Source organism: Clostridium sp. UBA7339 (genome assembly GCF_002470865.1).
Classification (GTDB): domain Bacteria; phylum Bacillota; class Clostridia; order Clostridiales; family Clostridiaceae; genus Clostridium_J; species Clostridium_J sulfidigenes.
The window spans coordinates 535,563-548,467 of sequence record NZ_DKPI01000014.1; the positions used below are offsets into that span (position 1 = coordinate 535,563).

Here is a 12,905-nt window from a genome sequence, read left to right on the forward strand (position 1 = left end):
ATTCTATAGCATTAAGGAGGTGAAAATATGTCAAATATATATACCATTAAATTAAAACCACTAATAATTAGTTTAATACTCAGTTTAGGAACCGGATTTCTTTCTTCACTACTTACAAGGAATAGTAGAGAAGTTTATGCTAATCTTATAAAGCCTGATTTAGCTCCTCCAGCTATTGTCTTTCCTATTGTATGGACTATTCTTTTTATACTTATGGGTACTTCTGCCTATATAGTTTATGAATCAAATTCTCCATATAAAGATTATAGTCTTAAACTTTATATAGCTCAACTGATAATCAACTTCTTCTGGTCTATAATATTTTTCAACTTAAATCAATTTACCTTTGCATTCATTTGGATTTTGGTATTGATAGTATTAGTTTCCTTTATGATATTTAATTTTTACAAGATAAATAAATGTGCTGCATATTTACAGATACCATATCTTTTATGGCTAATATTTGCTGCGTACTTAAATTTTAATATAATTCTTTTAAACATTTAATATATTCAAATTATAATTGCTACACTCTTTTATTTTGCATTTCATCAATTTTGAACTTATCACGTAAGAACAAATAAAAATAAGATTAAATATAAACATTTTCTGACAAAACAAGGAATACCATATAAGAGTATTCCTTATTTTGTATTTTCCCTAAGTTTCAAATTTAAAATCAATCCTATTTATTTCTTATTGAAATTCTACTAAAAAATCTCTTTTTATTTTACAAACTTCCACCTAACTGAGAAAATACGATTTCTTTGGTATTACCATCAAAATCCTTTCTTATAAGCACATCTCTTTCATCACATATGTATCTTGCATTTTCCTTTTCTAAAATATCCTTAAGAATTTTATCATAACCCTTAGGAAAATAAAATTTCATAAGTGGAGCTATTATGTTTTTATTACTTGAGAAATCACAATAATTCACATAGTCTCCTCTTAGGGTTATATTACACCAAGTTGAATTTTCCGTAATTAATACATCATAGTGCTTAAGTCCCCTTAAATCTGAGCTATATATTAGAGAGCCCTGGTAATATTCTTTAAAAGAAAATTTCTCCTTTAAAAATTTAAAGTCTTCTAAAAAATTATCTGTAGAGCCCTCTTTACTATTATATTTATCTTTAGCAATTTCAAATTTATCTGAGGCACTTTTTATATAAATATGAGGTCCCTTTACATTTATGGAAAACCCAAAAACCTTTCTCAGTACCTCGAAGGGTATCCCCGTTTTTCCCTCATTATCTATTATTAATTGGTTTAAGGATAAAACTACATATTCATCTCCATTTTTATCTGCCACTAGACCTCGCCCCTAACACTTAATTTAACTATTATCATTTATTTCTATATATAATGTTATATTAAATATTATTTCAATACAATATGAATTATTTAAATTTCAATTAACAAAAAGAAGGGCATAAATTTATCCCTTCTCCTTACCTTATTATACTCTATATAAAGTTTGGAATTGATAAATACCTTTCTCCAGTATCCGGTAGTAAAACAACTATAATTTTCCCTTCATTTTCTCGCTTAAGAGCTAATTCTGTAGCTGCTTTTAATGCAGCTCCTGAAGATATTCCAACTAACAATCCTTCAGTCTTTGTTAGTTCCTTAATTGTATCAAAAGCATCATCATTAGATACTTTTACGATTTCATCATAAACTTCTTTATTTAAAGTTTCTGGAATAAATCCAGCACCTATTCCTTGAATTTTATGAGGTCCTGCTTTACCCTCTGATAACACAGGTGAATCTTCTGGTTCTACTGCTACAACTGACACATTTGAATTTTTTGACTTTAGGAATTCACCCGTTCCAGTTATAGTCCCACCTGTTCCAACTCCAGCTACAAAAATATCTACTTCACCATCAGTATCTTCCCAAATTTCTGGTCCTGTAGTTGCTTTATGAATTGCTGGATTAGCTTGATTTACGAATTGTCCGGGAATAAATGAATTTGGAATTTCACTAGCTAACTCTTCAGCCTTAGCTATGGCTCCCTTCATTCCTTTAGCACCTTCAGTTAACACAATCTCAGCTCCGTAAGCCTTCATCAAGTTTCTTCTTTCAATGCTCATAGTTTCTGGCATCACTAATTTAATTTTATATCCTCTTGCTGATGCCACTGAAGCAAGCCCTATACCAGTATTTCCACTAGTTGGTTCTATAATAACGGAATCTTCATTTAAAATTCCCCTAGCCTCTGCATCATCAATCATTGCCTTTGCAATTCTATCCTTTACACTTCCCGCTGGGTTAAAGTATTCTAATTTTGCAACTATAATTGCTTTTAAATTATGCTTTTTATTATAATTCGAAAGCTCTAGCAATGGTGTATTTCCTATTAATTCTGTTAAACTCCTATAAATCTTTTTCATGAGTAATTCCTCCCTATATTTTACTAAAATTTAATACTATTTTTTATTTAAAGGTTTTGCAGCTATTCCTACTACAGTTGAATTTTCTTCTGTAGATTGCAGTACTACTGAGTTAGCTCCTATTTTAGTTCCTTTACCAATATATATATTTCCTAGAACCTTAGCACCAGCTCCAATAATTACATCCTCTCCTATAGTTGGATGCCGTTTTCCCTTTTCATTACCCGTTCCACCAAGTGTAACTCCATGATACATAGTTACATTATCTTTAATTTCTGCTGTTTCACCAATTACCACCCCCATTCCATGATCAATAAATAAACCTCTTCCTATTTTAGCTCCTGGATGTATTTCTATGCCTGTAATAAATCTACTGACATTTGAAATAAATCGTGCTAAAAAGAATAATTTTTTTCTATATAAAAAATTAGATATTCTATAAAATATAAGAGACTTTATGTGAGGATATAATAAAAATATCTCAATCCTACTTCTAGCTGCAGGATCTCTTGGAAAAACTGAGTCTATATCATATTTAAGCGATTTTAAAAAGTTCATAATATATTTCCTCCATAAAATTTTCAATTGTAAAACCATAAATCAACAATATACTTATTTTTAATCTAAATAATTAACTTCATACTATCTTTAAGCGATTTTGGAGTTAAAAAAAACGCCTCTAAGATAAACTTAGAGACGGATAATATCCGCGGTTCCACTCTATTTGGTAAAAAAATAACCCCACTCTTCAAGTACTATCATACTCTATTAATATAACGGTTAAAACCGCGATAGCCTACTTAATTCGGTATCGTACTCCAAAGGGCACTTCATATACAATTCTAATAAATATCCTTTCAGCTAATGGATATTCTCTCTGAATCTTCATTAAATACTACTTTCCTTCTTCAATGTATTTGTATATTTAAATTATTATATTTTATTATATGCACATAAATAAAAAATGTCAACTTATTTTATTTATGTACATATATTTTATTATTATTAATTTTTAATAAGATGTAACTTGCTTTATCCCAATACTTTCCTAGCTATGGTTACAGATTCCTTTGCATCTTTAGCATAAAAATCTGCTTTAATCATATTTGCATATTCCTCATTAAGTACCGCTCCACCCACCATAACTACACAATCTGGCTTAGTCCTTTTTAGTTCGAATATGGTTTCTTCCATATTTTTAACAGTAGTAGTCATTAGTGCACTAAGTCCTATTAGCTTAACATTATTTTTAATAACAGCTTCTACTATTTTCTCCTTAGAAACATCTTTTCCTAAATCGATAATCTCATAGTTATAATTCTCCAGAAGTACCTTTACTATATTTTTTCCTATATCATGTATATCACCTTTTACAGTAGCTAATACTATCTTTCCTTTTGAAATCTCAGCATCAGTTCCTTTGCTTAACTTATCTTTTATAACCTTGAAGGATTCTTTTACTGTTTCTGCAGATTGGATTAGTTGTGGAAGAAATATATGTCCATTTTCATATTTTTCTCCTACAATATCTAAGGTAGGAATTATATATTCATTTACAATTTCTAGTGGCTGTTTATTTTCTAATAACTTCACTGTAGCTATTTGGGCTTCTTCTTTAATACCTTTTAATATTATTTTAAATAAATCATCTTGAATATTGTTTACATCTTTTTTTATAGGTGTTTGCTCTTTAGATGTATTTTTATTATATTTTAAATATTCCTTTGCTCCCTTATCTTCATTCCATAAAACTTTAGAGGCTACTATTGTGTCCATGATATCTTTATTTAAGGGATTTATTATAGGTAAATCTAAACCCGCAAATAAACTTGCTGCTAAAAATGTTTTATTTAGAATTTCCCTATTAGGTAGTCCAAAAGATACATTGGATACTCCAAGTACAGTCTTTACATTTAACTTCTCTTTTACTAAAGAAAGTGCTTTTAAAGTTTCCTTAACATCTTTCTGTTGGGCAGCAGCTGTTAATGTTAAGCAATCTATATATATGTCTTTTTTATCTATACCATAACTTTCTGCTGTTTTTACTATTTTTTCAGCTATTCTAAATCTTTCTTCCCCACTTGAAGGTATTCCTCTTTCATCTAAAGTAAGCCCCACTACAGCAGCTCCATATTTTTTTACTATAGGTAATATATTTTCTAACACTTTATTTTCTCCATTTACTGAATTAACTATAGCCTTACCATTATAATATCTTAATCCCATTTCTATAGCTTTAGCATTTGTAGAATCTATCTGAAGAGGTACGTCTAATATGGATTGTATTTCTTTAATAACCTTAACCATTATTTCTTCTTCATTTATTTCCGGAAGACCTACATTAACATCTAGAATATGGGCTCCTGCATCAACTTGAGCTATAGCCTCCCTTAGAATATAATCTATATCTCCGTTTCTTAATGCTTCCTTAAATAATTTTTTACCTGTAGGATTTATCCTTTCTCCTATTACTTTGACCTGATCAATAATTACTGCTTTAGTAGGAGTGCATACACCACTTAAAGGACTATATTTCTTGTCTTTTATTTTTACTTTCTTTAAAGCTTTTACTAAACTTTCTATATGTCTATCTGTTGTACCACAGCATCCTCCTATTACTTTTACACCTTTTTCTTTAAACTTTGCTCCGTAAACTGCAAATTCTTCTGGTAAAATATTAAATATCGTATCACCCTTTATAATATTAGGTAATCCTGCATTAGGTTGGACCATTACAGGCACTTTAGATATTTTTAATATTTCATCTATTATAGGTTCTATTTCTTTAGGTCCTAAAGAACAGTTAACTCCAAGAGCATTTACGCCTAACCCTTCTAGTACCATTACCATAGATGTGGCATTGCACCCTGTGAAAGTCCTCTTGTCTGACTCAAAGCTCATTGTACAAAATACTGGCAAATCTGAATTTTCCTTAGCTGCTAATACTGCGGCCTTTGCTTCGTATAAGTCTGTCATGGTTTCTATTAATATTAAATCAACACCACTTTTTACCCCTTGAATAATCTGCCTTTTAAAAATACTATAGGCTTCATCGAAGGTTAAAGTCCCCATGGGCTCTAATAGTTCACCAATGGGACCTATATCTAAAGCTATATATGCTTGTTTATTCTTAGTAGCTATTTTTGCATTTTCTACTGCTGAATGAATTATTTTCTCTACACTAAAATTACTATTTTCAAACTTAATTTCGTTAGCTCCAAAGGTGTTGGTAGTAATAACATTTGCACCAGCTTCAATATAAGCTTTGTGTATTTCAATTATTATTTTTGAATCAGTAATATTTAATATTTCTGGTAATTCACCTAACTGTAATCCACTACTTTGCAACATAGTACCCATAGCACCATCAAAAATTAAAATTCCTTCTTTCAATCTTTCTTCAATTTCCACATCTATCATCCCCTTTTCTAAACATACAATTAGAATATTTATTACACTGTAAACAGCTTATTCTTTTTATGCTATTATTCTCTCTTTTAACAACCCCTACTATGGCTGTAACGGATTTTCTTGGTATTAAAATACTATTAGAGGATGCAGTAAGCCCTATAGATTTTTCTGCACTGAGCATAGCGAGAAATCTTTTTTGTATATCTATGGGTAAATCCCCATATCCAGGACTATACCTAGATGTTAGTGTATTGTTTTCATTTTGTACAACTTCCTCCAACTCTTCACATATTCTATCACATAGTTCTTCTATAGCTGTTGTAGCACAAGCATCTAGTATTAATGCCTTAGTCATGCTTATCTTTTCATAATATCTTATTTTTTCATCTACACTATTTCCTAGAGTTGCAGCCATTAAGATACAGACTTCTGATTTATTCAAGTGCTTTCTAATATCTTCTCCTGCTATACTAAAATTGCTATTTAAAATACATATTCTATCCTTCTCTTTCCTAATGTTAAAGAATTTATATACATATCTAGCTTTAATTAAACTTCTCATTTCATCCATTAATTCATCAATTAAATCATTAGTAACTTTATCTAAAACTTGATTTTTATAGCCTAAATATCTTAAAACCTCATCTTTATTTTGTAGAAATTTATTCATGGGCAAGCTCCACCTCCCTTATTCATTAATTATATATTAAATTACTTGTCTTTTATTTATAGAATTTAGTATTGAGCCAATGCTACTAGTAATTCTTTTAGCTATATATGGATTGTTCATTGTATAAAGATGTATTCCCCTTACACCAGTAGAAACTAAATCTACTATTTGTTCTAATGCATAGGCTATTCCTGCATCCCTCAGTGCATCCTTATCATGCTCATATCTATTTATTATTTTTATGAACTTGGAGGGTAGATTAGCTCCACAAAGAGAAACTATCCTTTCAACTTGTTTTTTATTGGTTACTGGCATAATACCTGCTTGAATAGGTATCTCTATATTACTCTTCTCTACAGAATTTAAAAATTTATAGAAATACTTATTATCAAAGAATAACTGGGAAATTAAATACTCTGCTCCTGCATTCTCCTTTAACTTTAATATTTCAATTTCCCTCTCTATATCTCTACTTTCAATATGTCCTTCAGGATAGCAAGCTGCTGCTATTCCAAATTCCTTGGTTTCCTTTATGTGGTTTATTAGTTCTTGAGAATTATTAAACTCCCCTATTGAGGGATTTCCTTCAGGAACATCTCCTCTCAAAGCTAATATATTTTCGATTCCATTTTCATTCAAATTTTCTAAAATTTCATTTATTTCACTTTTAGTAGAACCTATACACGTTAAATGTGCTAATGCCTCTATACCATATTTATTTTTAACTAAAGATGATAACTCACATGTTCTATTATTATTAACACTTCCACCTGCTCCATAGGTAATGCTAATATAGTCAGGATTCAAACCTTGTAATCCCTCTAAAGTATTGTATACAGTCTCTATTGGCGATGTAAGTTTAGGTGGAAATATTTCAAAAGAAAAAACTACTTCTTTTTCCTTAAATAACTCTTTTATATGCATTTACTATACCCCCTCTTAGAATAATATAATATTTGTTATCTAATAACAGCATAAAACTCATCATTAATGAAGTTTTTAATGTTACTAATAAATTTACTTATTTTCACATAATCTATATCTTTAGAGGTAAATATAATATTTTCACCAGTTTTTATCATTTTATCAACTATTTTTTCTTCTTTAATAAGGTTTAATACCTTCTCATTTAATCCATATTTAGGACTTATTCTTATATAATATATATCTTTAACTAAATCTGTATTATTGCATAATTTATCTTCTTCCTGATTTATTCCACAACTTCCATAATTATTATATATAATATCAAGAACATCACTTACCACAGCATTTGCTGTAGGTAGTTTACCCGCACCTGCACCATAAAATTTCAGCTCTCCTATATCATTCCCAATAATAGACACTAAATTATTAGCATCTTCTATCTTTGCATAAAATGAATCCTTAGACAAAATATTGGGCTCTACAGATAAATAATAATTATTTTCTTTAAATGAAGCCTTTGCTAATAGTTTTACCGTATATCCTAGTTCCTTTATTGCCTTTATGTCTACTGACTTAATAGTTCTAATGCCTCTACAGTAAATATCTTCTTCTTTTATCTCTCTTTTAAAAGCTATGGTAGATAAAATTGCTAATTTTCTTCTAACATCATATCCGTCAATATCATCCGTTGGATCCGCTTCCGCATAACCTAACTTTTGAGCAATATCTAGTGCCTGTGAAAAGTCTAGGTTTTCTTTAATCATCTTACTTAATATAAAGTTAGAAGTACCGTTTAATATACTATTTATCTCTTTAATATCATTTAAGGTTACTTGTTGTTTTAAAGGTTTAACAATAGGAACCCCACCTGCCACACTAGCTTCATATAAAAATGCTCTTTTATTTTTATTTGCTAAATCTATAAGTTCCTTCATATGCCTTGCAACCACCGCCTTATTTGCAGTTATAACATGTTTCCCTTTTGTTAAAGCATATTTTATATATTCATAAGCTTCTTTTATTCCACCTATTGCTTCTATGACTATATCTATATCTGGATCATCTAAAATAAAATAAGGATTATCTGTTAGTTTATTTTTACACTCCTTTATACTCCTATCCTTATTTATATCTTTAATAAGAATTTTACTTATAGATAGTTCATCACCCACTAATGTTCTAAAAATCCTTTTTCTTTTATATATAATTTCATAAACTCCTGTGCCTACAGTTCCAAATCCTAATAATCCTATATTCATAAAAATATCACTCCTCTTTTAATATAATTAGTTGCATATTTTAACTTTTTACTAAACATTCTCTTACCCAATTTGAGAATAAACGCTGTGAATTACTACTCCAATCTAAGTTAATTTCTTGGCTAGAATCATCACTTGGAAAATAATTTTTAGGTACGCTTATATTAAATCCACTTTTTATATCTCTTTCATATTCCTTTTTTAAAGTACAGCTCTCATACTCAGGATGTCCTGTAATATAAATTTGTTTTTTATCTCTAGTGCTTACTATATAGATACCTGATTCTTCTGATTCGCATAGGACTTCTAATTCTTTTATTTTTTCTATATCCTGTTTTCTAACTCTCCCATATCTTGAATGAGGAACTATAAATCCATCACTAAGCTCTTTTAATAGAGGCTCCTTTTTATTTACAATTACATGAGGAAAAACTCCGAAGATCTTTTCTGTTGTTACACATTTATTTATTCCAAAATTGTGATATAATCCTGCTATTGTTGCCCAACATATATATAATGTAGACTTAACCTTTTTATTAGAATAATCAATTACTCTCTGTAGTTCCTTCCAGTATTCGATATCATTAAAATCTAAAAATTCTAAGGGAGCTCCCGTAATAATAGCACCGTCATAATTACTATTTGCTACCTGACTTATGGATTTATAATGTTTCTCTAAATAGGTTTTATCTGTATTTCGTGGTGTGTGGGTTTTCATATACAAGAAATCTACCTTTATACTTGTATTCATATTGCCAAATATACTTAAAAACTGAAATTCTGTTTCACACTTTTTAGGCATTAAATTTACAATTAAAATACGTATCACGTCTGAATGGTAACTGTGAGAAGCATCTTCTATTTGGATTCCATGTTCAATTAACTTATTTACTGATAAAAGATTTTTATCTATTATTAAGGACATTCCATCACCATTCCTTTAAAACTGCTTTTTTAAGAGCTTGATCTATATCTTCTATAAGGTCATCCACATCTTCTATTCCAATAGAAAGTCTTATCATATCTGATGTAACTCCGGCATTTAATTGTTCTTTTTCATTTAATTGAGCATGAGTAGTACTTGCTGGGTGTATTACAAGAGATTTTGCATCTGCAACATTAGCAAGATGAGAAAATATGCTAAGTGATTCAATAAATCTTACTCCTTCCTTTACTCCACCTTTTATCCCAAATGTAAATATGGAACCAACACCCTTTGGAAAATACTTTTGTGAAAGAGCATAATATTTATTACCTTCTAAACTAGGATAATTTACCCATGATACAAGTGGATGTTGTTGTAAAAACTCCGTAATCTTTTTAGCATTTGACACATGTCTTTCTACTCTCAATGAAAGAGTCTCCAGTCCTTGTAAAAATAAAAATGAGTTGAAAGGACTTAAGGATGCTCCTGTATCTCTTAAAAGTTGCACTCTAGCTTTTACAATATAAGCTGCTGCTCCTATATCTTTTGCATATACTATACCGTTATAACTAGAATCTGGTTTGTTAAACTCAGGGAATCTCGGGTTATTCAACCATTGGAATTTTCCAGAATCTACAATTATTCCACCTATTGAAGTTCCATGTCCCCCTATAAACTTTGTTGCAGAATGAACTACAATATCAGCTCCATGTTCTATTGGACGTATAAGGTATGGTGTCCCGAATGTATTATCTACAATTAGTGGTATATTGTGCTCATGAGCAATGTTGGCTACCTCTTCAATATCAATAAGATTCATCCCTGGATTTCCTATAGTTTCCAAATAAATAGCCTTAGTTTTGTTATTTATAGACTTTCTAAAATCTTCTATGATATCTGGATTTACAAATACGGTTTTAATACCTAATTTAGTAAGAGTTGTAGATAAAAGATTGTATGTGCCTCCATATAAAGTGCTAGCTGCAACTATTTCATCTCCTGCTCCTGCTATATTAATTATTGCGTATGTGATTGCAGCAGAACCAGATGCAACTGCAAGAGCACCCACACCCCCTTCTAAAGCTGCCACTCTTTTTTCAAAAACATCCGTTGTTGGATTCATTATTCTAGTGTAAATATTTCCTTCTTCCTTTAAAGCAAATAGATTAGCTCCATGGTCAACGCTATTAAAAACATAGGATGTAGTCTGGTATATGGGAACTGCTCTAGAGCCTGTTGCACTATCTACTTCCTGACCTCCATGAACTTGTAATGTATCAAATTTAAATTTTCTTTCTCCCATTTTAATCTCTCCTTAAAATATTTTATTAGATAACATAAAATCCCCTTTCATCTAAATCTAAATAATCTAGATGAAAGGGGATTTACATACAAGGGTACCCATGTTATAGCTCCCTCTCATCTTTCTCTAAATTTGTAAAATTAGAGTAGGAATTGGCACCTTTTCAGACAAATGGGTCTGAAGGTTGCCGAGGTTTCATAGGGCCTATCCCTCCACCTCTCTTGATAAGAGTTTCATTATTAAATTTTAAATAGTATAATTTCTAAAAACAATTTGAAAACAAAAAACCTCTTTCGCTGAAAGAGGTTTTAACAATCGTCTTCTTATCTTTCAGCTCATACTGTAGGATTTAGCACCATATATGTAGATGAACACATTGGTTGCTGGGTTTCATAGGGCCTATCCCTCCACCTCTCTTGATAAGTATTATATTAAATATTTTATTACATATCATTATAATGACTATGAATATCTATGTCAATAGCTTTTTTATTTAATAGCTAATTAAACCATAGAGTATTAAAGTAAATACTATATATCCATAGATTTAATAAGGAGACTTGATTCTTTTGCCATATTTAACCTTAAATAATTAAGTCTGTTATTTGATTACCTATAAATTAGTATGCTATAATAAGCTCACTACATTTAAAATAAGGGGGAATATAAGAATGGACGGGAGCCCCAGTGGCAGTTTTATTCTAATCTTTTTACTAATCTTAATAAATGCTTTCTTTGCATCTGCAGAGATGGCAATTGTATCTTTAAACAAAACTAAACTAAATCTTTTAGCGGATGAAGGTAATAAGAAGGCCTTACTTCTTCAAAAAATTTTAAAGGATCCTAATAATTTCTTATCTACTATCCAAGTAGGAATTACCTTTGCAGGTTTCTTTGCATCTGCTTCAGCAGCTACATCTATTTCTGTAGGCTTTTCAGATACACTATCTGGATTTGGTATACCATACAGTGATAAAATAGCTCTAGTTGCAATAACCTTGCTTATATCTTATCTAACGTTAGTTCTAGGAGAACTAGTTCCAAAGAGAATAGCTCTTCAAAATTCAGAGAAGGTAGCTATGTTTTCTATAAAAGCTATAGTTCTTATAGCTAAATTTACTAAACCTTTCGTATGGTTTTTATCTTGCTCCACTAATCTTATAATGAAACTCTTTGGAATTAAGACAGATGGTATGGAAGATCAGGTTTCAAGAGAAGAAATCAGAAGTCTTATTGAAATTGGCCAAGAACAGGGCGCTATTAATAAGATAGAACGTGAGATGATTGATGGTATAATTGAGTTTGATGACACCATGGCTAAAGAAATTATGACACCAAGAACAGAGGCTTATCTACTAGAAGTAAATGATTCCATTAAAGACAACATAAGTTATATCCTGAGTGAAAGTTTTTCTAGAATACCTGTCTATGATAAGGACTTTGATAATATTGTAGGCGTGCTTTATATGAAAGATATATTTGCAAGCATAGTAGAAAAGGGCATAGATAATATTTCTATTAAAGATATAATGAAAAAACCTTATTTTGTTCCTGAGACAAATTCTATTGATAATTTATTCAGAGAACTTCAGACAAATAGGAATCACATGGCTATATTAATAGATGAATATGGTGGATTTTCAGGTATTGTTACCATAGAAGACATTATTGAAGAAGTAATGGGAGAAATTTGTGATGAATATGATGATGAACAACCTGAAATAGAAAAAGTAGATGAGGAAAACTATATAGTTAGTGGATTACTTACTCTATCTGATTTGAATGATTTTTTAAATCTCTCTTTAGATTCAGAGGTTGCAGATACCATAGGTGGTTTATTCCTTGAAACCTTTGGAACTTTCCCTAAGGACACAAATAACCATCAAGTTCAAATAGATAATGTAACCCTAAAACTTTTAGCCTTAGATGATAGAAGAATAGATAAGATTCATCTTATAATAAATAAAAGCAACAGCATTGAATTTTAATTTAAAGTAAATAATTAAATTGA

The 12,905-nt window shown here is 30.1% G+C and carries 11 protein-coding genes, 2 riboswitches and 1 other annotated feature; of the genes, 2 read left to right on the top strand and 9 right to left on the bottom strand.

The window, feature by feature from the left end:
• Positions 1-27 precede the first annotated feature (27 nt).
• On the top strand, positions 28-507 hold the full coding sequence (locus B2S02_RS16800; RefSeq protein ID WP_346921049.1) for a TspO/MBR family protein: 480 nt from the start codon (positions 28-30) through the stop codon (positions 505-507).
• A 223-nt stretch (positions 508-730) separates the two neighbouring features.
• Here the strand turns inward: B2S02_RS16800 and B2S02_RS16805 are convergent, their stop codons facing one another.
• The 9 genes from B2S02_RS16805 to B2S02_RS16845 form a co-directional block, all read right to left on the bottom strand.
• Positions 731-1,315 (bottom strand): hypothetical protein, encoded by a 585-nt coding sequence (locus tag B2S02_RS16805; RefSeq protein ID WP_346847580.1) that lies wholly within the window; start codon positions 1,313-1,315, stop codon positions 731-733.
• 154 nt (positions 1,316-1,469) lie between these two features.
• Positions 1,470-2,399 (bottom strand): cysteine synthase A, encoded by a 930-nt coding sequence (gene cysK / locus B2S02_RS16810; protein WP_346921050.1) that lies wholly within the window; start codon positions 2,397-2,399, stop codon positions 1,470-1,472.
• A gap of 36 nt (positions 2,400-2,435) precedes the next feature.
• Positions 2,436-2,957 (bottom strand): serine O-acetyltransferase EpsC, encoded by a 522-nt coding sequence (gene epsC / locus B2S02_RS16815; protein WP_346847582.1) that lies wholly within the window; start codon positions 2,955-2,957, stop codon positions 2,436-2,438.
• A 131-nt stretch (positions 2,958-3,088) separates the two neighbouring features.
• Positions 3,089-3,320: a binding site (T-box leader), on the bottom strand.
• A gap of 111 nt (positions 3,321-3,431) precedes the next feature.
• Positions 3,432-5,810 carry a homocysteine S-methyltransferase family protein gene (locus tag B2S02_RS16820; RefSeq protein WP_346847583.1) on the bottom strand — a complete coding sequence of 793 codons (2,379 nt, stop codon included), beginning with the start codon at positions 5,808-5,810 and terminating at the stop codon, positions 3,432-3,434.
• Positions 5,800-6,480 carry a methionine synthase gene (locus B2S02_RS16825; protein ID WP_346921051.1) on the bottom strand — a complete coding sequence of 227 codons (681 nt, stop codon included), beginning with the start codon at positions 6,478-6,480 and terminating at the stop codon, positions 5,800-5,802. Before B2S02_RS16825 ends, B2S02_RS16820 begins: the two co-directional genes overlap by 11 nt.
• A gap of 36 nt (positions 6,481-6,516) precedes the next feature.
• Complete coding sequence (gene metF / locus B2S02_RS16830; RefSeq protein ID WP_346847585.1) at positions 6,517-7,404, bottom strand: methylenetetrahydrofolate reductase [NAD(P)H]; 888 nt, start codon at positions 7,402-7,404, stop codon at positions 6,517-6,519.
• Between the two features lie 35 nt (positions 7,405-7,439).
• Positions 7,440-8,666: a homoserine dehydrogenase gene (locus tag B2S02_RS16835; protein ID WP_346876607.1), complete on the bottom strand. Its 1,227-nt coding sequence runs from the start codon at positions 8,664-8,666 to the stop codon at positions 7,440-7,442.
• A gap of 40 nt (positions 8,667-8,706) precedes the next feature.
• Positions 8,707-9,591, bottom strand: coding sequence for a homoserine O-succinyltransferase (locus B2S02_RS16840; RefSeq protein WP_346878203.1), 885 nt, complete (start codon positions 9,589-9,591; stop codon positions 8,707-8,709).
• A 4-nt stretch (positions 9,592-9,595) separates the two neighbouring features.
• Positions 9,596-10,894, bottom strand: coding sequence for an O-acetylhomoserine aminocarboxypropyltransferase/cysteine synthase family protein (locus B2S02_RS16845; protein WP_346847588.1), 1,299 nt, complete (start codon positions 10,892-10,894; stop codon positions 9,596-9,598).
• A 113-nt stretch (positions 10,895-11,007) separates the two neighbouring features.
• Positions 11,008-11,125, bottom strand: a riboswitch (SAM riboswitch).
• A gap of 89 nt (positions 11,126-11,214) precedes the next feature.
• A riboswitch (SAM riboswitch) is annotated at positions 11,215-11,320 on the bottom strand.
• A 245-nt stretch (positions 11,321-11,565) separates the two neighbouring features.
• Here B2S02_RS16845 and B2S02_RS16850 point away from each other — a divergent pair.
• Positions 11,566-12,882, top strand: a complete 1,317-nt coding sequence (locus tag B2S02_RS16850; protein ID WP_346847589.1) for a hemolysin family protein — start codon at positions 11,566-11,568, stop codon at positions 12,880-12,882.
• The last annotated feature ends 23 nt before the right edge of the window (positions 12,883-12,905 follow it).